Source organism: Streptomyces sp. GL_140 (genome assembly GCF_057834465.1).
The window spans coordinates 3,221,068-3,248,065 of sequence record NZ_CM174404.1 but is presented as its reverse complement, the minus strand read 5'-3'; the positions used below and the strand labels follow the sequence as shown (position 1 = coordinate 3,248,065).

Sequence of the window (26,998 nt, the reverse complement as noted above, 5' to 3'; positions counted from 1 at the left end):
TGTCATTCCTTCCTTCACCTACGTCACGCAATGGCGCGCGACAGGAGCCAGAGGACATGCAGACCAAGCTGGACGAAGCAAAGGCCGAGCTGCTCGTGCGGGCGGCCCGGGTAGCTGAGAACAGCCCGGCCGGGGGGCTACTTCCGACTGGGTCCGAGCAAGGGGAGCGTCCTGACCGTCCTGATCAGGACACGATGCTCGCGTACCTCCAGCGCTACTACCTGCACACCGCCCCCGAGGACCTTCTGGACCGGGATCCGGTCGATGTGTTCGGGGCGGCGCTCTCGCACTACCGGATCGCGGAGATCCGCCCGCAGGGCACCGCGAACGTGCGGGTGCACACGCCCACGGTGGAGGAGAACGGCTGGACCTCCAGCCACTCCGTCGTCGAGGTGGTCACCGACGACATGCCGTTCCTGGTCGACAGCGTCACCAACGAGCTGTCCCGCCAGGGCCGCGGCATCCACGTCGTGATCCACCCGCAGGTGGTCGTCCGCCGCGACGTCACCGGCAAGCTGATCGAGATCCTCGGCCCCGACTGCGACGCGCACGGCCCGCGCACCGCGCGCCCCCACGACTCCCTCGTCGAGTCCTGGATCCACGTGGAGATCGACCGCGAGACCGACCGCGCGGACCTGAAGCAGATCACCGGCGATCTGCTGCGCGTCCTGTCCGACGTGCGCGAGTCCGTCGAGGACTGGGAGAAGATGCGCGACGCCGCGCTGCGCGTCGCGGAGGAGCTGCCCGACGAGCCGACCGCGCCCGACCTGCGCGAGTACGAGCTCGAAGAGGCCCGCGAGCTGCTGCGCTGGCTGGCCGACGACCACTTCACCTTCCTCGGCTACCGCGAGTACAACCTCGTCGACGGCGACTCCCTGTCCGCGGTGCCCGGCACCGGCCTCGGCATCCTGCGCTCCGACCCGCTGCACAGCGGCAAGGAGGACGGCCACCCCGTCTCGCCCTCCTTCAACCGGCTGCCGGCCGATGCCCGCGCCAAGGCCCGCGAGCACCGCCTGCTGGTGCTGACCAAGGCCAACAGCCGCTCCACCGTGCACCGTCCCTCGTACCTCGACTACGTGGGCGTGAAGAAGTTCGACGCCGAGGGCAACGTCGTCGGCGAGCGCCGCTTCCTCGGCCTGTTCTCCTCCGCCGCGTACACCGAGTCGGTGCGCCGCGTCCCGGTCATCCGCCGCAAGGTCGCCGAGGTCCTCGCGGGCGCCGGCTTCGCGCCGTCCAGCCACGACGGCCGCGACCTGCTGCAGATCCTGGAGACCTACCCGCGCGACGAGCTGTTCCAGACCCCGGTCGACCAGCTCCAGGCCATCGCCACCTCGGTCCTGTACCTCCAGGAACGTCGCCGGCTGCGGCTGTACCTGCGCCAGGACGAGTACGGGCGCTACTACTCCGCGCTCGTCTACCTGCCCCGCGACCGCTACACCACCGGTGTGCGGCTGCGCCTGATCGCGATCCTGCAGGAGGAGCTCGACGGCATCAGCGTCGACTTCACCGCCTGGAACACCGAGTCGATCCTCTCCCGCATCCACTTCGTCGTCCGCGTCCCGCAGGGCACGGAACTGCCGGTGCTCACCGACGCCGACGTCGACCGCATCGAGGGCCGTCTGGTCGAGGCCGCCCGCTCCTGGGCGGACGGGTTCGGCGAGGCCCTGGTGGCCGAGCTGGGCGAGGAGCGCGCCGCCGAGCTGCTGCGCAAGTACGGCACCTCCTTCCCCGAGGGCTACAAGGCCGACCACTCGCCGCGCGCGGCCGTGGCCGACCTGTGCCACCTGGAGCGGCTGTCCGCGAGCGACCGCGAGTTCGCGCTGTCGCTGTACGAGCCGGTCGGCGCGGGCCCCGGCGAGCGCCGTTTCAAGATCTACCGCACGGGTGAGCAGGTCTCCCTGTCCGCGGTCCTGCCGGTCCTGCAGCGCCTGGGCGTCGAGGTCACCGACGAGCGGCCGTACGAGCTGCGCTGCACCGACCGTACGAACGCGTGGATCTACGACTTCGGCCTGCGGATGCCGCTCTCGAACGGCAACGGGGACTCCTACCTCGGCGACGACGCCCGCGAGCGGTTCCAGGACGCCTTCGCGGCGGTCTGGCAGGGCGACGCCGAGAACGACAACTTCAACACCCTGGTGCTGGGCGCCGGACTCACCTGGCGCCAGGCCGTCGTGCTGCGCGCGTACGCCAAGTACCTGCGCCAGGCCGGTGCCACCTTCAGCCAGGACTACATGGAGGACACCCTCCGCAACAACGTCCACACCACCCGGCTGCTGGTCTCGCTCTTCGAGGCGCGGATGTCGCCCGGCCGCCAGTCGGCGGGCAGCGAGCTCGTGGACGCGATGCTGGAGGAGCTGGACGGGGCCCTGGACCAGGTCGCCTCGCTGGACGAGGACCGGATCCTGCGGTCCTTCCTCACCCTCATCAAGGCGACGCTGCGCACCAACTTCTTCCAGTTGAACGACGCGGGCGAGCAGCACAGCTACGTGTCGATGAAGTTCGACCCGCAGGCCATCCCGGACCTGCCGGCGCCGCGCCCGGCCTTCGAGATCTGGGTGTACTCCCCGCGCGTCGAGGGCGTCCACCTGCGCTTCGGCAAGGTCGCCCGAGGCGGCCTGCGCTGGTCCGACCGGCGCGAGGACTTCCGTACGGAGATCCTCGGCCTGGTCAAGGCGCAGATGGTCAAGAACACCGTGATCGTGCCGGTCGGCGCCAAGGGCGGCTTCGTCGCCAAGAACCTGCCGGACCCCTCGGTGGACCGCGACGCGTGGCTGGCCGAGGGCATCGCCTCGTACAAGATCTTCATCTCGGCGCTGCTGGACATCACCGACAACATGGTCGGCGGCGAGGTCGTGCCGCCCAAGGGCGTGGTCCGCCACGACGAGGACGACACCTACCTCGTCGTCGCCGCGGACAAGGGCACCGCCACCTTCTCCGACATCGCCAACGGTGTCGCGGAGGACTACGGGTTCTGGCTGGGCGACGCCTTCGCCTCCGGCGGCAGCGCCGGCTACGACCACAAGGGCATGGGCATCACCGCCCGCGGCGCCTGGGAGTCCGTCAAGCGGCACTTCCGCGAGCTCGGGCACGACACCCAGACGCAGGACTTCACGGTCGTCGGCGTCGGCGACATGTCCGGTGACGTCTTCGGCAACGGCATGCTGCTCTCCGAGCACATCCGCCTGGTCGCCGCCTTCGACCACCGGCACATCTTCATCGACCCGAACCCGGACGCGGCGACCTCGTACGCCGAGCGCCGGCGCCTGTTCGAGCTGCCGCGCTCCTCGTGGGCGGACTACGACACCGCGCTGCTCTCGCAGGGCGGCGGGATCCACCCGCGCAGCGCGAAGGCCATCCCGATCAACGCGCAGATCCGCGCGGCCCTCGGCATCGAGTCGGGCATCAACAAGATGACCCCGGCCGATCTGATGCAGGCCATCCTCAAGGCCCCCGTGGACCTGCTGTGGAACGGCGGCATCGGTACGTACGTCAAGGCGACGGCCGAGACGCACGCGGACGTCGGCGACAAGGCCAACGACGCCATCCGCGTCAACGGCTCCGACGTGTGGGCCAAGGTCATCGGCGAGGGCGGCAACCTGGGTCTGACCCAGCTCGGCCGCATCGAGTTCGCCCGCAGCGGCGCCGGCGGCGAGGGCGGCAAGATCAACACCGACGCCATCGACAACAGTGCGGGCGTGGACACCTCCGACCACGAGGTGAACATCAAGATCCTGCTGAACTCGGTCGTCGCCGACGGGGACCTGACCGTCAAGCAGCGCAACAAGTTCCTCGCCGAGATGACCGACGAGGTCGGCCGGCTGGTCCTGCGCAACAACTACGCGCAGAACGTGGCCCTGGCCAACGGCGCGGCCCAGGCGCCCAGCCTGCTCCACGCCCAGCAGCGCTTCATGCGCCGCCTGGGCAAGGACGGACTGCTCGACCGGGCGCTGGAGTTCCTGCCCAACGACCGGCAGATCCGCGAGCTGCTCAACAACGGCCGGGGCCTGACCCAGCCCGAGCTCGCCGTCCTGTTCGCCTACACCAAGATCACGGTGGCGGACGAGCTCATCCACACCGAGCTGCCGGACGACCCGTACCTCGCCCGCCTGCTGCACGCCTACTTCCCCGCCGCACTGCTCGGGAAATTCCCGGACCAGGTCGACGGGCACGCGCTGCGCCGCGAGATCATCACCACCGTGCTGGTCAACGACACCGTCAACAGCGGTGGCTCGACCTTCCTGCACCGCCTGCGCGAGGAGACCGGAGCCTCCCTGGAGGAGATCGTCCGGGCGCAGCTCGCGGCCCGCGAGATCTTCGGCCTGGCCGGGGTGTGGGACGCGGTCGAGGCCCTCGACAACGAGGTCGCCGCCGATGTCCAGACCCGGGTGCGACTGCACTCGCGGCGCCTGGTCGAGCGCGGTACCCGCTGGCTGCTGAACAACCGGCCGCAGCCGCTCCAGATCACCGAGACCATCGAGTTCTTCGCCGAGCGGGTGGAGAAGGTCTGGTCGGAGCTGCCGAAGCTGGTGCGCGGCGCGGACCTGGAGTGGTACGAGGCGGTCCGGGCCGAGCTGATCGGCGAGGGCGTGCCGGAGGAGCTGGCGGCCAAGGTGGCCGGCTTCTCGTCCGCCTTCCCGACGCTGGACATCGTCGCGATCTCGGACCGTACGGGCGTGGAGCCGCTGGCCGTGGCCGAGGTGTACTACGACCTCGCCGACCGCCTGGACATCACCCAACTGATGGACCGGATCATCGACCTGCCGCGGGCCGACCGCTGGCAGTCCATGGCCCGCGCCTCCATCCGCGAGGACCTGTTCTCGGCGCACGCGTCGCTGACCGCCGACGTGCTGTCGGTGGGCAACGGCACTTCGACTCCCGAGGAGCGCTTCAAGGCGTGGGAGGAGAAGAACGCGGCGATCATCGGGCGGGCCCGGACGACCCTGGACGAGATCCAGGGCTCGGACGACTTCGACCTGGCGAACCTGTCGGTGGCGATGCGGACGATGCGGTCGCTGCTGCGGGCGCACACGTAGCCCTGGTTCTGCTGAACGGGCCGGGCCCGGGACCTTCGTGGTCCCGGGCCCGGCCCGTTCGTGTTGTGGCGCGGCGCCGTTGCCGGGGCTCTGCCCCCGGACCCCTGCGCCTCAAACTCCCCCAGCTACCGCTGGGAGGGGCCCCCGGGCGGGGCTGGATCTTGTCAGCGCTTGTTGGTGAATTCCTCGTACGCGTCGCAGACCTCTTCCGAGGGGCCGTCCATGCGCAGGACGCCGGACTCCAGCCAGATGGCCCGGTCGCAGGTCTCGCGGACCGTGCCGATGCCGTGGGAGACGAGGAAGACCGTGCCGGCGTGTTCGCGCAGCTCCTCGATGCGGGCCTTGCTGCGCCGCTGGAAGGCGGCGTCGCCGGTGGCCAGGGCCTCGTCGATCATCAGGACGTCGTGGTCCTTGGCGGCGGCGATGGAGAACCGCAGCCGGGCGCCCATGCCCGAGGAGTACGTGCGCATGGGCAGCGAGATGAACTCGCCCTTCTCGTTGATCCCGGAGAAGTCGACGATGTCCTGGTAGCGCTCGCGGATCTGTTGCTTGGACATGCCCATCGCGAGTCCGCCGAGGACCACGTTGCGCTCGCCGGTCAGGTCGTTCATCAGGGCGGCGTTCACGCCGAGCAGCGACGGCTGGCCGTGCGAGAAGATCCGGCCGGAGGCCACCGGCTGGAGGCCGGCGATGGCGGACAGCAGGGTGGACTTGCCGGAGCCGTTGGTGCCGATCAGGCCGATGGCCTCGCCCTTGTACGCGGTGAAGCTGACGCCCTTGACGGCGTGGACCTCCTTGATGCCCGGGGCGGACTTGCGGGAGAAGATCCGGCTCAGGGCCGCGGTGGCCCCGCCCTTGCGGCCGCCCGAGCCCTGCACCTTGTAGATCACGTGGACCTCGTCGGCGATGACGGTCGGGATGCGTGGGCCGGGGGTCCGCGGGGTGCGGGTCGGGGTGGTGCGGATTGCGGTTGCGGTGTCAGCCACGGCCGTACTCCTCCTCAGCCTTCCAGAAGAAAATGAACCCGCCGACGCCGACGACCAGGGCCCAGCCGAGCGCGATCAGCCACACGTGGTGCGGGAGCTGGTTCGACTTGTAGGTGTCGATGAACGCGAAGCGCATCAGGTCGATGTAGACGGCCGCGGGGTTGGTCTTCAGGGCCGTGGAGACCCAGTGCGGCAGGTGGTCGGTGCGGAGCATCGCGTCGATGGACCACATGACGCCCGAGGCGTACATCCAGGTCCGAAGGATGAACGGCATCAGCTGGCTGACGTCGGGGCTCTTCGCGCCGATCCTCGCCATGATCATGGCGCAGCCCGCGCAGAAGCAGGCCATGAGGAAGAGGGCCGGGAGGGCCAGCAGCCAGTGCGGGGAGGGGGTCTGGCCGAAGATCATCAGCAGGATGACCAGTGCGCCCATCGTCACGAGCAGCTGTTGGAAGAGCTGCACGACGGTGGACAGGGGCAGGGAGGCGCGCGGGAAGTGCAGGGCGCGCACCAGGCCGAGGTTGCTCTGGACGGCGCGGGTGGAGGCGTTGACGCAGCTGCCGATGAAGTCCCAGACGAAGACGCCGGTGATCAGGAACGGCAGGTAGTTCGGCACGCCGTGGCTGGCGTGCATGACGATGCCGAAGATGAAGTAGTAGACGGCCGCGTTCAGCAGCGGGGTCATCAGGTGCCAGAGCTGGCCCATGCTGGCCTGGCTGTACGTGGCGTGCATCCGGGCCGTGGCGAGCGCGGTCACGAAGTGGCGCCGGCCCCAGAGCTGCCCGACGTAGGAGGAGAGCGGGGGGCGGGCGCCGCTGAGGGTCAGGTCGTGGGCCGCCGCCAGTTCGGCGATCGGGTCCGGGGCCTGGGCCTTGTTCCTGGTCTGCCTGCTCTTGGGCGGGGCCGGGGGCGCGGTGGTCACAGTCACGTGGGTCGCTTTCGACGGGGTCGGGGCGTCGCTGGCGATGGGACGTTGCGATGGGACGGGTCCGTATCGTCGCTACGCCGAGGTTAGGACGTGGACCGTCGAAACGCAACCGTATCGTCGTCGAGGGTTATGCTCTGCACATGACCAATGAGCCTGCTGCCCCCGCCCCCCGCAGAGCCCCCGCCGGGGCCGCCGTTCTGCGCGAGGACGTGACGGAGGCGATCCGGGCGGCCGTGGTCGAGGAACTGGCGACGGTCGGCTTCGCCCGGATGTCGATCGAGGGCATCGCGCGGCGGGCGGGCGTGGGGAAGACGGCCGTCTACCGCCGCTGGAAGTCCAAGCTGCACCTGGTCCTGGACCTGGTGGGGGCGTTCGCGGTGGACGGACTTCCGGTGCCGTCGACGGGAACGCTCTACGGGGACGTACGGGCGCTGCTGGAAGTGATGTCCCACGTGCTGCGGCACCCGGTGGCCTCGGCGGTCATCCCCGACCTGCTGGTGGAGGCGGCGCGCAACCCCGAGATCGCCGACGCGGTACGGGGGGCGCTGCTGGAGGGGCAGCGGCGGATGGCCGAGGGGATCATCTCGGAGGCGGTCTCGCGGGGCGAGCTGCCGGTGGGGGTGGATTCGGGGAGGGCGCTGGATCTGGCGATCGGGCCGCTGTACTGGCGGCTGGTGGTTGTGCGGGACGGGGTCCCGGGGGGGTATCTCGACGACCTGGCCAGGTCGGTGGTCGCGGGCCTGACGGCGGGGCCCGCCTGATCGCCTGCGGCGCCGTTGCCGGGGGCCAGCCCCCGGACCCCCGCTCCTCAAACGCCGGAGGGGCTGGATTTGGTCGGCGTTTGAGGGTCTGGGCAGAGCCCAGGGAACGGTGGAAGGGCGGGGCGGGGACAAGCCCCGCAGGGCAGGGGTTACGGCCAGCGGCCCGAGGTCAGGTGGGCCAGGGTGGGTTCCGGGGCGGGGGAGGGAGCTGCGGGGGTCGGGCGGCGGTCTTCCAGGGGGACGATGGGGGACGCGGGCTGGCTCAGGAAGACGCGCCGCACCACGCGTTCCGCCGCGTGGCCGTCGTCGTGCGTGCAGAACCTGGTCCGGAACGACGCGCGCAGCTGCGCGGAGCGCGAGCCCTGCCAGTGGCCCGTCGCGAAGATGTCCACCAGCTCGTCCTCGGTGCGGGCGATCGCGCCCGGCGGGAAGGCCCGGAGGTCGAAGTACGTGCCGCGCGAGGCCTCGTACGCCTCCCAGTCGTCCGCGTGGATCACGATCGGGCGGTCCAGCGAGGCGTAGTCGAACATCAGCGACGAGTAGTCCGTCACCAACGCGTCCGAGGCCAGGCAGAGTTCCTCCACCGAAGGGTGGGAGGAGACGTCCAGCAGGCGGGGGTGGGGCTCGGGGGAAGGCGCGCCCGCGTACGTCAGGTGGGTGCGGGTCAGGATCGTGTAGCGCGGGCCCAGGTCGCGCAGGATCCGCTCGAAGTCCAGGTGGTCGGGGCGGCTGCGGCGGTAGTCGCGGTGCGTGGGCGCGTACAGGATGGCCGTCGAGCCCGGCGGGATGCCGAGGCGTTCGCGCAGTTCGAGGACGTCCGCCTGGGTGGCCCGCTGGAAGACGTCGTTGCGCGGGTAGCCGTATTCGAGCGTGGTGTACGAGGACGGGACCGCCTTCTCCCAGACGAGGGTGGAGTGGCGGTTCGCGGAGAGCAGGTAGTCCCACTGGTCCGCGCCCCGGAGGAGGCCCGCGAAGTCCGTGGTCGGGGTGGCGGCCGGGCGGTCCTGGAGGTCGAGGCCGACCCGCTTGAGCGGGGTGCCGTGCTGCGTCTGGAGGAGGATCTGGCCGGGGCGCTTGACCAGCGTGCGCTCGAAGTTGACGTTCGTGACCAGGTACGTGGCGCGGGCCAGCGCCGTCCAGTACGCCCTCGAACCCGGACGCAGGGGGACGGTTTCGCGGGGCAGGGTCGAGGCGTGCGCCGGATCGCAGATCCAGGCCGTCCGCATGCGCGGGGCGAGTTCGCGCAGCTTGGCCTCGATGGCCGCCGGGTTGCAGGCGTAACCGCCGTGCCAGTACGCGGAGAAGACCGCCAGCTCCGGGCGCAGCGGCAGCAGGCGCTGGGCCCTGTAGTGGAGGCGCAGCGCGGATTCGCGCAGGCCCCGGCCCAGCGTGACGCCCGCGCCGGCCGCCGCGAGCGAGGCGGCGCGCAGCGAGGACAGCAGGCGGTACGTGCGCCGCGCGCCCGCCCGCATCAGGAGGTGGCGGACCCGGTCGGTGCGGCTCAGGGACAGCGGGCGCGGCCCGGGGACCCGGTAGCGGCGCAGCAGGGCGCTCGCCCTGGTGAAGAACTCGGCGCGGGCGGCGCGCGGGAGCCGGCGCGGGTCCGCGTACAGGGTGCAGAAGTGCTCGGCCATCCGCCGGTGCACGGCGGGCCGCCAGCGCTCCAGTTCGGGGCGGGTGGCGAGATAGCCGAAGACGCGGTCGTACTGGTCGAAGATGTCGAGGTGGCGGCGGGTGGACGTGGTCAGGATCGAGCCCGTGCGGCGCTGGCGGTAGTGCACGCAGACCCGGTCCAGGACGGCGACGGACTCCGCCGCGAGGAGCGCGGGGTAGGTCCAGGGGGTGTCCTCGTAGAAGCCGGGCGGGAAGGCGAGGCCCTCGCGCTCCGCGTACTCGCGGCGGTAGGTCTTGTTCCAGACCACCATCAGCATGCCGAGCAGCGCCGGGCGGTCGGCGAGGCGGAAGCTGGCCGGGCCCTCCTCGGAGAGGCGGTGGGAGAGGCTGTTGCGGACCAGCTCGCCCGTCCAGAAGGTGCGCGCGTAGTCGTAGACCAGGACGTCCGGGGAGCCGGTGGCCTTGAGCCGGTCGGTGATGGCCTGCAGGGCGCCGGGGGCGAGGGTGTCGTCGCCGTCGAGGAAGACCAGGTAGTCGCCGGTGGCCCGGGCCAGGCCCGCGTTGCGGGCCGGCCCGAGGCCGAGGTTGTGCGCCAGGTGCACGGCGGTGACCCGGGGGTCCCGGGCCGCGTAGTCGTCGATGATCGAACCGCAGGCGTCCGGGGAGGCGTCGTCGACCGCGATCAGTTCGAGATCCGGGTACGACTGGGTCAGGACCGAGTCCAGACTCTCCTGGAGGTACGCCTGGACCTTGTACGCGGGCACGATGACGCTGAACCGGGGCACGGCACATCCAGGGGTCGGCGCGGGCATATTGCCCAGGAACCCCTGGCGTGGCGATCGGGTTACGCGGGGTGTGGCATTCGGGTTACGCAGCGTCAACCGGGCACGTCAGCATCATGATCCAGGGGGGAGTGCGGGGCTATTTGACCGCTCCGGCCATCACCCCCGAGGTGAACTGCCGCTGGAAGGCGAAGAAGACGAGGAGCGGCACCACCATCGACAGGAACGCGCCGGGCGCGAGCACGTCGATGTTGTTGCCGAACTGCCGGACCTGTTGCTGGAGGGCGACCGTGACCGGCGGGTGCTCGGAGTCGGCGAAGACCAGCGCGACCAGCATGTCGTTCCACACCCACAGGAACTGGAAGATGCCCAGCGAGGCGATCGCCGGACCGCCCAGCGGCAGCACCACCCGTGCGAACAGCCGCAGTTCGCCCGCCCCGTCGAGCCGGGCCGCCTCCAGCAGCTCGCGCGGGATCTCCGCGAAGAAGTTGCGCAGAAGGAACACCGCGAACGGCAGCCCGAAGGCGGTGTGGAAGAGCACCACCCCGGCGGTGGTCTCGAACAGCCCGATGGAGCCGAAGAGTTCGGAGACCGGGATCAGCGCCACCTGGACGGGTACGACGAGCAGCCCGACCACGATCAGGAACAGCCAGTCCCGGCCGGGGAACTCCAGCCAGGCGAAGGCGTATCCGGCGAGCGCCCCCAGCGTCAGGACCAGCAAGGTCGCCGGGACGGCGATGGACGCGGTGCTGAGCAGGGAGCCGGTGATGGTCTCGTTGGCCAGCAGCCGCTCGTAGTTCCCGGCCGTCAGCCGGGAAGGCGCGGTCAGCGCCTGCCACCAGCCGCCGCGGTTCAGTTCGGCGGGGGAGAGGAAGGAGGAGATCAGCAGGCCGAGTGTGGGCAGTAGCCAGAACAGGGCCGTCAGGACGAGGAAGACGCGCAGCGCGCCGCCGGCCGCGCGGGCCGCGATGCGGGACGTGGTACTGGGCGTGGTGCGGGACCTGGCGCGGGACGTGGTGCTGGGACGGCTTCGGCTTCGGAGAGTGCTCATCGGCGGGCCTCCCGGCGGATCCTGCGGATGTTGTAGGCCATGACGGGAAGCACCAGCACCAGCAGCAGGACCGCGATCGCGGAACCGAGTCCCGGATCCGCGTCGGTGCCGAAGGAGGTCCGGTACAGCTGGAGCGCGAGGACGTCGGCGTCGTCCTGCACCGCGCCCGGCGCGATCACGAACACCAGGTCGAAGACCTTCATGACGTTGATGACCAGCGTGACGAGTACCACCGCCAGGACGGGCCCCAGCAGCGGCACGGTGATCCGCCGGAACACCTGCCACTCGCTCGCCCCGTCCACCCGCGCCGCCTCCAGCAGCTCGCGCGGCAGGGCGGCCAGCCCCGCCCCGATGAGCACCATCGCGAACCCGGCCCACATCCACACGTAGGCCCCGATGACCGCCGGGGTCACCAGCGTCGGGCCGAGCCACTCCACGCCCCCGTACGCCTCCCGGAAGTTCGAGGCGGGCAGCCGCAGAAGCGCCCCGTCGGCCCGCGCGGACAGGGTGAAGGTGCCGTCGGTCCGGGCCGTCGCCGTGTCGACCACCCGGCCGTCCTTGACCGCCTCGATCCGCAGCCCGGCGAGCGCGGACTCGGTGGGATCGACGGTGTTCGTCGTCCCGCCGCCGCCCCGGGTGAAGTCCTGCCAGGCGGTACCGGTGACCTTTCCGGGCTCGGCCGCGGGTGCCTTCGCCGGGCCCGTGCCCTTGGGCAGGGCCTCCGGGGCGATCCCGACCAGCGGGAGCAGCACGGGCACGCCCGCCCGTACCGGATCGCGGGTCACGTACGCGCCCCCGTCCGCCGGGAGCAGCGGGGAGTCCCGGCCGGGGCGGGCCTTGGGGAAGGCGGAGGACTCGGCGAAGGTGTCGTGGACGCCGACCCAGACGGCGTTGGCGACGCCCCGGTCGGGATCGTGGTCGTAGACGAGCCGGAAGATGATGCCCGCCGCGAGCATGGAGATGGCCATCGGCATGAAGACGATCAGCTTGAACGCCGTTCCCCAGCGCACCCGTTCGGTCAGCACCGCGAAGACCAGGCCGAGCGCGGTGGCGGTGACCGGGGCCAGCACCACCCACACCGCCGTGTTCTTCAGGGCGGTGCGGATGGTGGAGTCGTGGAGGATCTCCCGGTAGTTGCCGCCGCCCACGAAGGTGTCCCCGGAGCGGTCGAAGAAGCTGCGGTAGAGCGAGTAGCCGATGGGGTGCACGACGAGCGCGCCGAGCAGGACCAGGGCGGGCAGGAGGAACGCCACCGCCGTCAGGCGGCGGCGCCGGGCCTCCCCCGACCTGGTGGGGGCGGAGGCGGGGGCCGGGGTCACGGGCTCAGTTCCCGTAGGCCTTGGCCGCGTCCGCCTCCAGCCTCGCCTGGGTTCCCGCCACGTCCGACGGGTTCGCCAGGAAGTCCTGGAGCGCCTTCCACTCGCCCGCGCCCGGGGTCCCGCCGAAGGCCGCCGGAGCCTGGTCCGACATGTCGAAGCGGAAGTCGTCGCCCGCCGCGATCAGGGCCTTGGCGATGCCGCGCTGGATGTCGTTCGGGTAGGCGCTCGGCTCCACCGACTTGTTCGGGGACAGGAATCCGCCCTCGCCCGCCTGGATCCGCGCCGAATCCGCCGAGGCCAGGAAGGTCAGCAGTGCCTGCGCGCCCTTCGAGGGCTTCAGTGCGACCGCCACGTCGCCGCCGGAGACCACCGGGGCCTTGGCGCCGACGCTGGGGAAGGGGAAGACCAGGGCGTCCTTGCCCACCTTCGCGTCCGTCTGGGCAATGTTCACCGCCACGAAGTCGCCCTCGTAGACCATCGCGGCCGCCGGCCGGTCGCCGCCGGTGAAGGTCTGCGTCACCGACTTCGGGAACTCCGTCGCGAGCGCCCCGCTCTGGCCGCCCGCCAGGAAGTCCTTGCGGCCGAACAGCTCGCCGAGCGCGGAAAGCGCCTGCTTGACGCTGTCGTCCGTCCACTTGATCCGGTGCTTGGCGAGCTGGTCGTACTTCTCCGGGCCAGCCTGGGAGAGGTACACGTTCTCGAACCAGTCGGTCAGGGTCCAGCCGTCGGCGCCGGCCACCGAGACCGCCGGGGTACCGGACGCGGACAGGGTGTCGGCCGCCGTCAGGAGTTCCTTCCAGGTCTTCGGGGGCTGGACGCCCGCCGCCTCGAAGGCCTTCGCGTTGTACCAGATCAGGGACTTGTTGGCGGCCTTGTAGTACACGCCGTACTGGGTTCCGTCCACCGCTCCCAGCGTCTTCCAGCCGTTCGAGTAGTTCTTGTCCAGCTGGGCCTGGGCCTCGGCGCCGACCGGCTGGACCCACTTGTTCCTGACCGCCGAGACCAGCGCCCCGACCTGGGGGAGCAGCGCCACGTCCGGCGGGGAGCCGCCCGCGATCTTCGTACCGAGGAAGGTGACGATCGGGTCCTGCGCGGGCACGAAGGTGACGGTGGCGCCGGTGCGGTTCTCGAACTCCTTGAGCACCTTGGTGAAGTTGGCTTGTTCGGGGCCCGTCCAGACCGCCGCGACCTCCAGCTTCTCGCCGTCCAGCCGGGGTAAGGCGACGGCGGGCCCGGCGGGCGTCGCACTGGCGCCCTGGGGCCCGGTCTCCTTGCCGTCGCCGTCACTGCCGCACGCGGTGAGCGCGAGGGCGCCCGTCGCGATCAGCGCGGCCCAGGCGCGGGCTCTCGTACGGGTCCTCCTACGGATCCTCGCGCCGGTCCCGGTCTTCGTGCGGTTCGCTCCGTGCGGTGTGCGCATGGCTCTGCCCCCGATGCCTGTGTGGCCGTGGTGTGTCCCGTGCCACAAGGTCTACGCCGCCCCGCGCACCCCCGCAATACCGCCTTGGGCCGACAGGCCCTCGGTGGAGCGCGACCCGTGAGGGGCGGTCAGGGGGCGGGAGGGAACAGCACCGGTATCGCCGAGACCAGGTGCGAGGCCCGGTCCAGGGCACTGGCCAGCAGCGCGAGATCGGTCGGGCCGTTGCCCAGTTCGCGGACCGGACGGCGGGTCGGCGGATCACCCATCCGCTCCCACTCCACGGGCACCACGGTCGGCCGCTGCGTCGCCGTCCGGGGGATCCGGCCGGTGACCCGGCCGCCCTGGAAGGGGACGGCGCGGCCGTCGGCGTACCGGAGCAGACCGCGGCCGGGCCCCGGCTGGTCGGGGGCGTCGAGTTCGACCCGCAGGGTGGCCAGCCGGGCCAGCTCGGTGTCGGAGGTCCGGTCCGGGCGGGCGCTGGTGGCCACCAGGTGCACCCCGAGCCGGGCACCCTCGCGGGCCACCGCCTCCAGCGCGCGGACCACCGAACCGGCGGCGGGCCGGCCCGTACTGCCCAGGCCCGGTGCGACCAGCGCGTCGAAGTCGTCCACCAGCACGACCAGGCGCGGCAGCGGGCTCGGCCCCGCGGCCGGGTCGGTGCGGGTGGCGGAGGAGCGCAGCCGCAGGGTGCCGGAGCGCTGGGGTTCCAGATCGCCGCGCAGTTCGCCCGCGGTGGGCTGGCGGGGCGAGACCATCCGGTCGGAGACCTCGCGCAGCGCGTGCCACTCGGCGAACGGCACCCCGTCCAGGAGCTCCGCCCGCCGCTTGAGCTCGGCGCCCAGCGCCTGCGCGAATTCCCTCATCCGCAGCGGATCGGAGGCCACGAGGTGCGCCGAGACGTGCGGCAGCTCGGTACAGGGCAGCAGCCCGTCGCCGCGTTCGCCGCCGGCCCCGTCGAGCAGCACCAGGCCGAGCCGGTCGGGCCGGGAGGCGGCCGACAGGGAGGCGGCGACGGTACGCAGCACTTCGGTGCGGCCGCTGCCGGCGGGCCCCTCGATCAGTACGTGCGGGCCTTCGGTGACGAGCTCGACGCCGACGGGCCCGCGCCGGCCGGAGCCGAGCACGATCTCGGCGAGGCCGCCGACGCGCTGGCCCTGGTCGGTGGCGGCGGCCCAACGGGCCATCAGGGACGCCGGGGTGGCCCTCGCCAGCCCCAGCTCGTCGAGCAGCCGGGAGGTCGGGGGGAGGGTGGCGGCGGTCGGCCGGTAGCCCTCCGTGGCGGGGGAGTCGGCCTTCAGCGGGGCCAGGGCTCGGGCGAACCGCTCCGCCCAGGCCACCGAGACCGCGTCGGCCGTGGCGGTCTCGCCGGGCGGGACCGGCTTGCCGTGGGAGACCGCGAAGGTCCGTACCGCCGTGGCCACGTCCCCGCTGAGCAGGGCGACGGCGCCGCAGTCCCGGAACGCGGGGGCGACGGCGCAGGCGGCCTCGTAGGTCTCGATGACGGGGGAGGCGGGGGTCGCGGCGGGGGACTCGGCGAGCGCCAGCACGTGGATCCCGGCGGCCGGCCCGTGCGAGGCGAGCCGGCCGGTGATGTCGCGCAGGGCGCCGGCGCCGGGATCGCCGTCGAGGACGAGGAGGGTGTAGGGGCCCCGGTAGCCGTACGAGGCCTCGCGGACCGCCTCCGCGGAGGCGCCGGCCCAATGGACGCCGAGGGGGCCGTCGTCGAGGCGGCGGGTCAGCTCGCCGGTGCGGGCGGCCGCCTGGTCGCGGTCGTACGCGAGCAGCAGCCGGCAGTCCTGCCCGTGCGCGGGCCGTACGTGGGGCAGCCAGCCGAGCCAGCCCCAGTCGCGGCGGCGTTCGGCGAGCGGCCGGGCCCGGTCCGCGGAGACCAGCACGATCTCCAGCCGCTGGCCGGGCGCGTGCAGGGCGGCGAGCTGGGCGATCACGGACCGCGCGACGCCGGTCAGGCGGGCCCGGGGCCCGGCGATGCCGAGCGCGCCCGTCTCCAGCAGCGCGACCTTGCTGCCGACGCCGAGCGTGACGTCGAGCCCGGCGGGCCCGGACCACAGCCGCGGGGCCGGACCCAGGGCGGCGAGCAGCAGCGCGGCGGGGTCGTCGACCCCGGGCCGTGCGCGGGAGAAACCGGTCGCGGCGGCCTCGGCCACCGCCTCGCCGTCGGCCGCGCCGGAGACCTCGTCCCCGCGCACCCACTTGCGGGCCCAGGCTCCGAGCCCGCGCCGGGCGGCCCGGCGGGGTGCGGGCACGGAGGCCCCGCCCGGCCCGGTACCGGTCCCGGAGCCCTGGCCGTCGCCACCGGCGGCTTCGGGGTCCCGCCCGTGGCCCTGCGGGCCCTGGGCCGCGCCGGAGGGGGCGCCCCAGCCGGCTTCGCCGTACTGCTCCACACCGGTGCGGCCGGGGAATCCCGCGCCGGAGCCACCGTCCCGGCCGTGCTGCCCGGGGTCGGGGGTGCTTCGGTTCGCGCCGGAGGTGTCGGAGCCCTCCCAGCCGGATGCGCCGTGCTGCTCCGGGCCCGGGGTGCCGGATCCGGGCCGGGCCGCGTCGGGCGTGCCGGGGGCGGTGGCAGAGGCGGGGCCGGGGTCGGCGGGGTCGGGGTGGTGGTCGGGGAACCGGCCCTGCGGGTCCCCGACCGGCAGGGCGAGGGACAGGTGCCCCTCCAGATCGGGGGCCAGGGCCAGGGGCGCCGTCGCCGGGCCCGTCGCCAGGCGGAGGGTGGATTCGCCGACCCGCAGCAGCGCCCCCGGCACCAGCGCCACCGGATCCGGCCCGACCGCGGCCCCGTCGAGCGCGGTGCCGTTCGTCGAGCCGAGGTCGGCCACGGCCACCCGACCGTCCGGGAGCACGGTGACGGTGCAGTGCAGTCGGGAGACGTCGGGATCGTCGAGCGGGACGTCCGCGTCGGCCGAGCGACCGATCCGGATCGCCCCCGGGTGCAGCAGGTGCACCCCGCCCGCGTCGGGACCGGCCACCACGTGCAGCTGGGGGCCGTCCCCGGTCTCGGCGTCGGCCAGGACGTCGGGGCCGGGCACGTGCAGGGAGAGGACCGCCCCGTCCACGAGCGGCGGCTCGCCGAGCACGCAGCGCGCGGGATCGAGCCGCTCCGTACCGGCGTAGAGCACGACCGTGCCCCCGGTGTCGGGCCCGCCGACGGTGGCGGCGAGCCCGGAGGCCACCGCGGACAGCGCGGTGCCGACCGGCGCGGTGACGAGCACGTCACAGCTGGCCGGACCGGCGCCGCCGGTGGAAGAGGAGGAGGTGTGGGCGGTCGTGGCCTGGTGGTGGCCGCTGCGCGACCCCGACCCAAGGACGGTCAGCCGGATCTGCATCGCTGTCAGCGGTCCCTTCTGCGCGGTGCGCGGTGTTAGCGCCCGGCAGGGATCCACGGGACACGGCATGGGATGGATCCCAATGCGCGCCCGACCGCCCCCACCCGGCACGGACGCGTCGTCCGGTCAGGTCTGCCCGGAGCGGCGGGGCTCCCGTCCCGGCCGTTCCGTACGGGTGCATCCTCGCACCTGTCGTGCACAACACGCCCGTCACCCACCGACAAGTGATCTTGATCGGTCGCGGACCGACACCGGACCTACGGCCGGGCCGATCGCATATGGACATCCGGGCGCGGAAAATCGCCCCCGGCATACGACGCAAACATCACCCTTCGTGCATATGTGCGGCAACCAACCCTCGGGACCCGGCGTCTTCCCAGGAGACACCCCCTAGAGTGGGCCGGAAAACCCATCGCCGGAACCGACGAACCCATCGCCGGAACCGACGGGATCGACGACGAACAAGGAGCGCGCGACGTGCGGCCTGTCGGCAGCAAGTACCTCCTCGTGGAGCCGCTCGGGCGCGGCGCCACGGGCACCGTCTGGCGCGCCAGCCAGCGGGAGGCGGCCGGCGCCGAAGCGGCTGTCACCGGCCACGCCGGCGAGACCGTGGCCATCAAGGTCCTCAAAGAGGAGCTGGCCCAGGACGCCGACATCGTCATGCGCTTCCTGCGCGAGCGCTCCGTCCTGCTGCGCCTGACCCACCCCAACATCGTCCGCACCCGCGACCTCGTCGTCGAAGGCGATCTCCTCGCGCTCGTCATGGACCTCATCGAGGGTCCCGACCTGCACAAGTACCTCCGCGAGAACGGCCCCTTCACCCCGGTCGCCGCGAGCCTGCTGACCGCCCAGATCGCGGACGCGCTCGCCGCCAGCCACGCCGACGGCGTGGTCCACCGCGACCTGAAGCCCGCCAACGTCCTGCTCGACGAGCGCGACGGCCGGATGAAGCCGATGCTCACCGACTTCGGCATCGCGCGCCTGGCCGACTCCCCGGGCCTGACCCGCACCCACGAGTTCGTCGGTACCCCGGCCTACGTCGCCCCCGAGTCCGCCGAGGGCCGCCCGCAGACCTCCGCCGTCGACATCTACGGCGCCGGCATCCTGCTCTACGAGCTCCTCACCGGCCGCCCGCCCTTCGCCGGCGGCACCGCGCTGGAGGTCCTGCACCGCCACCTCAGCGAGGACCCGCAGCGCCCGGCGAACGTGCCCGAGCCGCTGTGGACGGTCATCGAACGCTGCCTGCGCAAGGAGCCCTACGAGCGCCCCAGCGCGCAGAGCCTGGCGCGCGGCCTGCGCGTCGTGGCCTCCGGCATCGGCGTGCACTCCACGGCCGCCGAGGTCGAGGCCGCGCTCGGCGTCGGCGCCCTGCTCGCCCCGGACACCTCGCCCGCGCCGGTCCCCGCGACCCCGGGTGCCCACGGCCCCGCGGACGCGACCCAGGTGCTGCCCGGAGGCGCCGGGGCCTCCGCCGGGGTCTCCCCGATGGGGGCGTACGACCCCAACGGCATGACCAGCGTGCTGCCGCCGGTCGGCGCGGCCGACGCCACGTCCGTGCTGCCCAGCACGGGCGGCCAGGGCGGTCAGGGCGGCGCGGATCCGACCTCGGTGATGCCGCCCGTGCAGCGGCCGGACCAGCCGCACCCGTGGCAGTCGCAGATGCAGGCGGCCCGCGACCGCAACGAGCAGACGCAGATGCAGTACCTCGACCCGGCCGAGGACCCGCTGCGCCGTCGGCCGCAGCGGCAGGCACCCCCGCCGCCGCAGCAGCAGCCGCCCCAGTACCGCCAGCCGCAGCAGCCCCCGCAGCAGCCGTACCGGCAGGGCCCGCCGCAGCAGCAGTACCCGCAGCAGCAGAGGCCCCCGCAGCAGCAGCCCCCGCAGCAGCAGCCCCCGCAGCAGCCGTACCGGCAGGGCCCGCCGCCGCAGCAGTATGCGCCGCAGCACTACCAGCCGCAGCAGCAGCACCCCCAGCAGTACCAGCAGCCGCAGGGGCAGCCCCAGTACCGTCAGCCCCAGCAGCAGCCCCCGCAGGGCCCGCCGCAGCGGCAGCGCCCGCCCGAGCGGGAACCTGCAGAGCCGCGCCGCCGCAGTGCGAACCCGGTGAAGATCCCCGGTCTGGGCTGCCTGAAGGGCTGCCTGGTGCTCATCCTGGTCTTCTTCGTCGCGGGCTGGCTGGTCTGGGAGCTGACCCCGCTCCAGGAGTGGGTCGGCACCGGCAAGGGCTGGTGGGACCAGGTGTGGACCTGGGGCTCGGACGCAGTGGACTGGGTCAGCACGATCGGCGACGCCACGGGAGGCGGCTCGGCCCCCTGATCCGGAGTCGAAGGGGCTTCCGGTTTCGGCCCGGAAGCCGGAACCGGAGCCGAAACCGGAACCAGAACCGGCCCGATGTTGGCGCGAAATGGCTCCTGAATCCGGCCCCATAGTGCCGACTTCATGGATTTGTCGACTTCTGGGACGTGATTTCGCCCGCAGAAGTGAAGGTCGCCGCGATCCGTGGACTCCAACCCCCACCCGGCCGCGTAGCTTTGGTGCGTACGCCAGCCGCTGAGGGAGCAGTCGTGGCACGGAAGATCGGCAGCCGGTACACCGCGCACCAGATCCTTGGGCGCGGCAGCGCGGGCACGGTATGGCTGGGTGAGGGGCCGGAAGGCCCCGTCGCCGTCAAACTGCTGCGCGAAGACCTCGCGTCCGACCAGGAACTGGTCGGACGGTTCGTCCAGGAGCGCAGCGCACTGCTCGGGTTGGAGCACCCGCACGTCGTCTGCGTCCGCGACCTCGTCGTGGACGGCAACGACCTCGCCCTCGTCATGGACCTCGTACGCGGTACGGACCTGCGCACGCGCCTCGACCGCGAGCGGCGGCTCGCCCCCGAGGCGGCCGTCGCGATCGTCGCGGACGTCGCGGACGCGCTGGCGGCCGCGCACGCGGCCGGGGTGGTGCACCGGGACGTCAAGCCGGAGAACGTCCTGCTCGACATGCAGGGCCCGCTCGGGCCGGGCGGCGCGCATCCGGCGCTGCTCACCGACTTCGGCGTGGCCAAGCTCATCGATTCGCCGAGGCGGGCCTCCGGCGGCCGGGTCCCGTCCCCGACCACCCGGATCATCGGGACCCCGGACTATCTGGCTCCCGAGATAGTGGAGGGCCTGCCCCCGCGCGCGGCGGTGGACATCTACGCCCTCGCCACCGTTCTGTACGAGCTGCTGGCGGGTTTCACCCCGTTCGGCGGCGGTCATCCCGGGGCGGTCCTACGACGCCACGTGACCGAGACCGTCGTCCCGCTGCCCGGGATCCCCGACGAGCTGTGGCAGCTGATCGTCCAGTGCCTGGCGAAGGCCCCGGCTTCGCGGCTGCGCGCCTCGGAGCTCTCCCTGCGGCTGCGGGACCTGCAGCCGCTGCTGGCGGGGATGCCGCCGCTGGACGTGGACGAGCCGGACGAGCCGGAGCCGGCGGACGCACCGGAACCGGAGGCCCTGGCGACGGACCCGGTCCGACGCCGCGGCGTGGTCCCGCTGGTTCCGGGATCGGGCTCCTCCACCGACTCCAACCGCGACACCCACACCTCGATGCGGGTGCCGGGGCCGGACGAGCTGGCGGGCGGCGCGCTGGGCACCGCCCGGGTCCCGCGCCCCGCGGGCGGCCACCGGCCTGGCTCCGCGCGGCACCGGGCGGAGACGGTCCGCAAGCGCCGCCTGGCGCTGTCCGCCGCCGCGGTGGCGCTGGCCGCCGCGGTGGGGGTCGGCAGCTGGCTGGCGGTGTCCTCGGACTCGCCGCCGCCGCAGGACAGCAAGCAGTCGGGCTCGACGGGTCCCTGACCCGCGGAGCCGGGCGGAGCCGCTGGGCTCCGCCCGGACCCCGCGGCGGTGGCTATGCGTCGACCAGTTCCGGGTGCCAGCGCCGCGCCACCCCCGGGTGGGCGCGGACCCAGCCCTTCAGCTCGTTGCGGCCGTACTCGGCGTGCAGCGGGTTCGACGCGTCGTGCGCGACCCCCGGGGCGGAGCGCAGGTAGTCGCCCGGGACCGTCTCGACCACGGCGTCCAGGCGCGGGTTGTAGAAGAACGGCACTGAGTACCGCTCCACCTCGCCGGCCGGGCTGACCACCCGGTGGTCCGTCGCCGTCAGGTACCCCTCCGTCGCGATCTCCAGCAGCTCGCCGAGGTTGACCACGAACGCTCCCGGCATCGGGGGAACGTCCAGGAAGGCCCCGTCCCGGACCACCTGCAGCCCGCCCACGGAGTCCTGGAGCAGCAGGGTCAGGAATCCGTAGTCCTTGTGGGCCCCGACCCCCTGGTCCGCGCCGGAGGGGGCCGATCCCGGGTAGCGGATGAGCTTCGTGTGCAGGTGCGGGCGGTCCGCGAAGGCGGCGTCGAAGAAGTCGGCGGGGGCGCCGATCGAGGCCAGCAGCTCCTGGAGCAGGCGGTGGGCGACCGCCGCCAGCCGGGCCTGCCACTGCAGCACCACGTCCCGTAGCTCCGGAAGGGCCTCGGGCCACTGGTTGGGGCCCTCCAGCCACAGATAGGCCGGGTCGTCCGGCCCCACCGCGGGCGCGGGCCGCTCCGCCCCCACGTCCAGCTGGTCCCGCCAGTCGGAGGCTCCGCCCGTCAGCTCGTGGCCGATGCGGGTGTAGCCGCGGAAGTGCGGGGAGTTCAGATTGCTCACGGCCAGCCGGTCGGCCTCCGGGAGCGCGAAGAAGGCCCTGGTCAGCTCGAGGATGCGGGAGGTTTCGGCGGCGGTGACGCCGTGCCCGGTGAGGTGCAGGAAACCGCTGTCCCGGGCGGCCGCGTGGAGGTCCTTGCGGAAGGAGTCGCGCAGGGCCGGATCATCGGCGCGGGAGAGGTCGAGGACGGGAAGGGATTCGGAAGAGTGCGCGGACGGCATGACGGCTCCGTTTCGGATGTCACGGGGTCCTGTTCCCCGGGGATGGCGGGGGGCCGTGGCCGGTGAGGGGCAGGCCGGCAGGGGTTGGCGCCGGGAGCGCGAGGCCACGTACAGGACCAAGTCGGATCGGGGTTGATCAGGCTTGGTGCAGGTCCGGCGGCAGACAGCTCGTCGTAGTGACGCGCATGTGATCCACATGGCGCCGCTTGACGAGGAGAAGAACGGTCATACGGTGAGCGTACGCCCGTGCGATCGGCCGCCAATACGAGGGATTCGGCCTGGCCGGAGAGGTGCCTCCCGGGACCGGCTACGCTGGACCCGTGGCAGTCGTCGATGTTTCCGAAGAGCTGAAGTCCCTCTCCTCGACCATGGGGTCGATCGAGGCCGTCCTGGACCTCGACAAGCTGAGGGCAGATATCGCCGTGCTCGAGGAGCAGGCCGCCGCGCCGTCCCTGTGGGACGACCCGGACGCCGCCCAGAAGATCACGAGCAAGCTTTCGCACCTCCAGGCCGAGGTCCGCAAGACGGAGAGCCTGCGCGGGCGCATCGACGACCTCGCGGTGCTCTTCGAGCTCGCCGTGGAGATGGAAGACGCGGACACCCTCGCGGAGGCGGAGACCGAGCTGGTCTCCGTGCGCAAGGCGCTGGACGAGATGGAGGTCCGCACCCTGCTCTCCGGCGAGTACGCCGAGCGCGAGGCGCTGGTCAACATCCGTGCCGAGGCGGGCGGCGTGGACGCCTCCGACTTCGCCGAGCGCCTGCAGCGCATGTACCTGCGCTGGGCCGAGCGCCACGGCTACCCGACCGAGATCTACGAGACCTCCTACGCGGAAGAGGCCGGCATCAAGTCGACCACCTTCGTGGTCAAGGCCCCGTACGCGTACGGCACCCTCTCCGTCGAGCAGGGCACCCACCGCCTCGTCCGGATCTCGCCCTTCGACAACCAGGGCCGCCGCCAGACGTCCTTCGCGGGCGTCGAGGTGCTGCCGGTCGTCGAGACCAGCGACCACGTCGAGATCGACGAGGCCGAGCTGCGCGTGGACGTGTACCGCGCCTCGGGCCCCGGTGGGCAGGGCGTCAACACGACCGACTCGGCGGTGCGCATCACGCACCTGCCGACCGGGATCGTGGTCTCCTGCCAGAACGAGCGTTCGCAGATCCAGAACAAGGCCAGCGCCATGAACGTCCTCCAGGCCAAGCTGCTCGAGCGGCGCCGCCAGGAGGAGAAGGACAAGATGGACGCGCTCAAGGACGGCGGAAGCTCCTGGGGCAACCAGATGCGGTCCTACGTCCTGCACCCGTACCAGATGGTCAAGGACCTCCGGACGGAGTTCGAGGTCGGCAACCCGCAGGCGGTGCTCGACGGCGAGATCGACGGCTTCCTGGAGGCCGGAATCCGCTGGCGCAAGCAGCAGGAGCAGACCGCGTAAGCAGCTCGTCGCGCAAGCGCACGCACGAGGGCCCGGACACCTGAGAGGTGTCCGGGCCCTCGCGTCGTACGTGCGATCGGTACGTGGCGGCTGAAGAGCTACGCCGTCTGCTGGGCCACCAGTGCGAGCGCGGCCACCAGGATCACGAGCAGCGCGATCAGCGCCATCGGGTTCAGGCCGCCGGAGAAGGGGCCCTCCTGCTGGAGGCGCTGGCGGTTCGCCCGGCACACCGGGCAGCGGCCCTGGTTCACGGGTGCGGCGCAGTTCGCGCACACGAGCCGGTCATATGTCATGCGCTCCTCCTTTCGTCCCCTCGGGTACAACGGCAGCGGGAACGACTCCGTTCCCCTACCACTGTGCCAGCTCTGGAGACATTAGGCGCGGCCCGTCCGGGCAATCGCGGTCGCGCACGCCCGGGACCAGGGGATATATCGGGCAACTCCGGACGCCGGGTCCCCACCTCGCGCCCGTTCGCGTATGGTCACGCACACCTACTCCCGGCGACCGTGGTGCACCCGTGATCCGATTCGACAACGTCTCCAAGTCCTACCCGAAGCAGAGCCGTCCCGCACTCAGAGATGTCTCCCTGGACATCGCGAAGGGCGAGTTCGTCTTCCTGGTCGGCTCCTCCGGCTCCGGCAAGTCCACCTTCATGCGGCTCATCCTGCGCGAGGAGCGGGCGAGCCACGGCCAGGTGCACGTCCTGGGCAAGGACCTCGCCAGGCTCTCCAACTGGAAGGTTCCGCACATGCGGCGCCAGCTGGGGACCGTGTTCCAGGACTTCCGGCTCCTGCCCAACAAGTCGGTGGCCGACAACGTGGCCTTCGCCCAGGAGGTCATCGGCAGACCCCGCGGCGAGATCAAGAAGGCCGTCCCGCAGGTCCTCGAACTCGTCGGCCTCGGCGGCAAGGAGGACCGGATGCCCGGCGAGCTCTCCGGTGGTGAGCAGCAGCGCGTGGCCATCGCCCGCGCCTTCGTCAACCGCCCGGCCCTGCTGATCGCGGACGAGCCCACCGGCAACCTGGACCCCCAGACCTCCGTCGGGATCATGAAGCTGCTGGACCGGATCAACCGGACCGGCACCACCGTGATCATGGCGACCCACGACCAGCAGATCGTCGACCAGATGCGCAAGCGCGTCATCGAACTCGAGCAGGGCCGTCTCGTCCGCGACCAGTCGCGCGGCGTCTACGGCTACCAGCACTGAAAGGCTCCTGAGACGCGATGCGCGCCCAGTTCGTCATGTCGGAGATCGGGGTCGGTCTCCGCCGCAATCTGACCATGACCTTCGCGGTCATCATTTCCGTATCCCTTTCGCTGGCCCTGTTCGGCGGTTCACTGCTCATGCGCGACCAGGTGAGCAAGATGAAGGGCTACTGGTACGACAAGGCCAACGTCACGGTCTACCTCTGCAACAAGAACGACGCGGAGGGCACCGGCGGGGTCTGCTCGAAGGGTGCGGTCACCCCCGAGCAGAAGCAGGCCATCCAGACCGAGCTCGAGAAGATGGAGCTGGTGGACAAGGTCACCTACGAGTCCGCCGACGAGGCCTTCAAGCACTACCAGGAGCAGTACGGGCACACCGCCCTGGCCGCTTCCATCACCCCGGACCAGATGCAGGAGTCCCTGCGGGTCAAGCTCAAGGACCCGGAGAAGTACAAGGTCATCACCACCTCGTTCTCCGGCCGCGACGGGGTCCAGTCGGTCGAGGACCAGCGCAACGTGCTGGACAGCCTCTTCAAGCTGCTCGGCGCGCTCAACTGGGCCGCCCTCGGCATCATGCTGATCATGCTGGTCGTGGCGCTGCTGCTGATCGTCAACACCGTGCGCGTCTCCGCCTTCAGCCGTCGGCGCGAGACCGGGATCATGCGGCTGGTGGGTGCCTCCAGCTTCTACATCCAGGTGCCGTTCATCATGGAGGCCGCCTTCGCCGGCCTCATCGGCGCCTTCTTCGCCTGCGGCATGCTCGGCGCCGGCCAGTACTTCGTGATCGACCACGGCTTCGGGCTGCGCGCCAGGATGGAGCTCATCAACTTCATCGGCTGGGACTCGGTCCTGACCAAGCTGCCGCTGGTGCTCGTCATCGGCGTCCTGATGCCCTCGCTCGCCGCGTTCATCGCGTTGCGCAAGTACCTGAAGGTGTGACAAGCGCCCCGCGGGCGGTCCGGTCAACCAGCCGTACCGCCGCGGGGCTTGTCCTAGACTCGGCGCCATGCCGCGTCTGCCGCGTATCCCCGCCTTCTGTCTCCGGCCCCGCGACCTGCGTCGCGGGGCCGCTTTGACGTTGGCCTTCTGTGCGGCCGTCGGTGCCGGTTCGTGCACGGGCAGTTGGGACCGGGAGGGCGACCGCAGGGATCCCGCCGCGGCCCCGTCCGCCCTGGTGGCCCGTACGGGTCCTGCCGCGCCGGTGCGGCCCGGGGGGTCCGCGACGCCCCGCGGGACCGCCACCGCCGACCGCGACGCGGTGGCAGGGGCGGCCGCCGAGGCCGTCGCCGAGGGCAAGTCCGCCAAGAAGGCCGCCGAGGACGTGGTGAGCCGCAGCGGGGACCGCTGGGGCATGGTCTACGACCAGAGCGAGTACGAGGCCTTCTCCGACGACCTGGACGGCCACTGGACCGGGGTCGGCCTGTGGGCCGGACGCTCGCGCGACGGCCGCATCGAGGTCGACCGGGTCCAGCCGGGCGGCCCCGCCGCCCGGGCCGGGCTGCGCGCGGGGGACCGGCTGCTGAGCATCGATGGGCAGGGCGTGACCGGGCTGCGCGTCGCCGAGGTGGTGGCCCTGCTGCGCGGCGCCGCCGGCACCCAGGTCGTCCTGAACCTGACCCGCGACGGCGTGGACCTCACCGAGACCGTGCGGCGCGAGGAACTGCGTGCCGAGCCGGTGACCGTACGGGAGATCCCCGGCGGGATCACCGTCATCAAGGTGGCCTCCTTCACCCGGGGTTCCGGCGACAGCGTCCGGGCCGCCGTCCGCGCCGCCCCGCCCGGCCGCGGGGTCATGCTCGACCTGCGCGGCAACACGGGCGGGCTGGTCACCGAGGCGGTGACGGCCGCATCCGCCTTCCTGGACGGCGGGCTCGTGGCCACGTACGACGTGCGCGGCGCCCAGCACGCCCTCTACGCGACCCCGGGCGGGGACACGGCGCGGCCGCTGGTGGCGCTGATCGACGGCGGCACGATGAGCGCGGCCGAGCTGGTGACCGGCGCCCTCCAGGACCGCGGCCGCGCGGTGGCCGTGGGCACCCGGACCTTCGGCAAGGGCTCGGTGCAGATGCCGACGGAGCTCCCGGACGGGTCGGTGGCGGAGCTGACGGTGGGTACGTACCGCACTCCGGCGGGCCGCAGCCTGGACGGCGGCGGCATCGCCCCGGACCTGGCGGTGGCGGACGGGGTGGAGGATCGGGCCCGCACGGTATTGAGTGGCATCGGTGTGGGTCCGTAGTGCGAAA

Annotated in this window: 17 protein-coding genes; 8 read left to right on the top strand and 9 right to left on the bottom strand. The window is 72.2% G+C overall.

Annotated elements, in window-relative coordinates; translation table 11 throughout:
* Positions 1-56: 56 nt before the first annotated feature.
* Positions 57-5,033 carry an NAD-glutamate dehydrogenase gene (locus tag AC3IYJ_RS15125; RefSeq protein WP_489401808.1) on the top strand — a complete coding sequence of 1,659 codons (4,977 nt, stop codon included), beginning with the start codon at positions 57-59 and terminating at the stop codon, positions 5,031-5,033.
* Between the two features lie 164 nt (positions 5,034-5,197).
* Here AC3IYJ_RS15125 and AC3IYJ_RS15120 read toward each other — a convergent pair whose 3' ends face one another.
* Together AC3IYJ_RS15120 and AC3IYJ_RS15115 are read right to left on the bottom strand one after the other, a co-directional pair.
* Positions 5,198-5,998, bottom strand: a complete 801-nt coding sequence (locus AC3IYJ_RS15120; RefSeq protein ID WP_489402822.1) for an ABC transporter ATP-binding protein — start codon at positions 5,996-5,998, stop codon at positions 5,198-5,200.
* A 13-nt stretch (positions 5,999-6,011) separates the two neighbouring features.
* Entirely contained in the window at positions 6,012-6,941 is a 930-nt protein-coding gene (locus AC3IYJ_RS15115; protein WP_489402821.1) for an ABC transporter permease, read from the bottom strand.
* 146 nt (positions 6,942-7,087) lie between these two features.
* Here AC3IYJ_RS15115 and AC3IYJ_RS15110 point away from each other — a divergent pair, with 146 nt between their 5' ends.
* Positions 7,088-7,708, top strand: a complete 621-nt coding sequence (locus AC3IYJ_RS15110; RefSeq protein ID WP_489401807.1) for a TetR/AcrR family transcriptional regulator — start codon at positions 7,088-7,090, stop codon at positions 7,706-7,708.
* A 149-nt stretch (positions 7,709-7,857) separates the two neighbouring features.
* Here the strand turns inward: AC3IYJ_RS15110 and AC3IYJ_RS15105 are convergent, their stop codons facing one another.
* From AC3IYJ_RS15105 to AC3IYJ_RS15085, 5 genes are all read right to left on the bottom strand, one after another.
* Positions 7,858-10,107: a bifunctional glycosyltransferase/CDP-glycerol:glycerophosphate glycerophosphotransferase gene (locus tag AC3IYJ_RS15105; protein ID WP_489401806.1), complete on the bottom strand. Its 2,250-nt coding sequence runs from the start codon at positions 10,105-10,107 to the stop codon at positions 7,858-7,860.
* A gap of 136 nt (positions 10,108-10,243) precedes the next feature.
* Positions 10,244-11,155, bottom strand: coding sequence for a carbohydrate ABC transporter permease (locus AC3IYJ_RS15100; protein ID WP_489401805.1), 912 nt, complete (start codon positions 11,153-11,155; stop codon positions 10,244-10,246).
* Entirely contained in the window at positions 11,152-12,474 is a 1,323-nt protein-coding gene (locus tag AC3IYJ_RS15095; protein ID WP_489401804.1) for a carbohydrate ABC transporter permease, read from the bottom strand. The genes AC3IYJ_RS15100 and AC3IYJ_RS15095 overlap by 4 nt, the downstream gene beginning before the upstream one ends.
* Before the next feature lie 4 nt (positions 12,475-12,478).
* The gene (locus tag AC3IYJ_RS15090; RefSeq protein WP_489401803.1) at positions 12,479-13,894 is read right to left on the bottom strand and encodes an ABC transporter substrate-binding protein; all 1,416 of its coding nucleotides are present in this window, start codon (positions 13,892-13,894) and stop codon (positions 12,479-12,481) included.
* A 128-nt stretch (positions 13,895-14,022) separates the two neighbouring features.
* A complete protein-coding gene (locus AC3IYJ_RS15085; RefSeq protein WP_489401802.1) occupies positions 14,023-17,238 on the bottom strand; it encodes an FHA domain-containing protein in 3,216 nt (1,071 codons plus the stop codon).
* 477 nt (positions 17,239-17,715) lie between these two features.
* Between AC3IYJ_RS15085 and AC3IYJ_RS15080 the strand changes: the two genes are divergently transcribed.
* Together AC3IYJ_RS15080 and AC3IYJ_RS15075 are read left to right on the top strand one after the other, a co-directional pair.
* Entirely contained in the window at positions 17,716-19,554 is a 1,839-nt protein-coding gene (locus AC3IYJ_RS15080; RefSeq protein WP_489401801.1) for a serine/threonine-protein kinase, read from the top strand.
* A 248-nt stretch (positions 19,555-19,802) separates the two neighbouring features.
* Positions 19,803-21,056 carry a serine/threonine-protein kinase gene (locus AC3IYJ_RS15075; protein WP_489401800.1) on the top strand — a complete coding sequence of 418 codons (1,254 nt, stop codon included), beginning with the start codon at positions 19,803-19,805 and terminating at the stop codon, positions 21,054-21,056.
* Between the two features lie 52 nt (positions 21,057-21,108).
* Here AC3IYJ_RS15075 and AC3IYJ_RS15070 read toward each other — a convergent pair whose 3' ends face one another.
* Positions 21,109-22,119, bottom strand: coding sequence for an isopenicillin N synthase family dioxygenase (locus AC3IYJ_RS15070; protein WP_489401799.1), 1,011 nt, complete (start codon positions 22,117-22,119; stop codon positions 21,109-21,111).
* A gap of 320 nt (positions 22,120-22,439) precedes the next feature.
* On the opposite strand from AC3IYJ_RS15070, the gene prfB reads away from it, so the two are divergent.
* Positions 22,440-23,549 (top strand): peptide chain release factor 2, encoded by a 1,110-nt coding sequence (gene prfB, locus AC3IYJ_RS15065; RefSeq protein WP_489401798.1) that lies wholly within the window; start codon positions 22,440-22,442, stop codon positions 23,547-23,549.
* A 98-nt stretch (positions 23,550-23,647) separates the two neighbouring features.
* Here prfB and AC3IYJ_RS15060 read toward each other — a convergent pair whose 3' ends face one another.
* A complete protein-coding gene (locus AC3IYJ_RS15060; RefSeq protein WP_330296638.1) occupies positions 23,648-23,842 on the bottom strand; it encodes a hypothetical protein in 195 nt (64 codons plus the stop codon).
* Positions 23,843-24,066: 224 nt separating this feature from the next.
* On the opposite strand from AC3IYJ_RS15060, the gene ftsE reads away from it, so the two are divergent.
* The 3 genes from ftsE to AC3IYJ_RS15045 all read left to right on the top strand — a co-directional run bounded on the left by ftsE (position 24,067) and on the right by AC3IYJ_RS15045 (position 26,991).
* On the top strand, positions 24,067-24,756 hold the full coding sequence (gene ftsE, locus AC3IYJ_RS15055) for a cell division ATP-binding protein FtsE (RefSeq protein WP_214953925.1): 690 nt from the start codon (positions 24,067-24,069) through the stop codon (positions 24,754-24,756).
* 17 nt (positions 24,757-24,773) lie between these two features.
* The gene (ftsX, locus tag AC3IYJ_RS15050; protein ID WP_489401797.1) at positions 24,774-25,694 is read left to right on the top strand and encodes a permease-like cell division protein FtsX; all 921 of its coding nucleotides are present in this window, start codon (positions 24,774-24,776) and stop codon (positions 25,692-25,694) included.
* 67 nt (positions 25,695-25,761) lie between these two features.
* Positions 25,762-26,991: a S41 family peptidase gene (locus tag AC3IYJ_RS15045; RefSeq protein ID WP_489401796.1), complete on the top strand. Its 1,230-nt coding sequence runs from the start codon at positions 25,762-25,764 to the stop codon at positions 26,989-26,991.
* Positions 26,992-26,998: the final 7 nt, after the last annotated feature.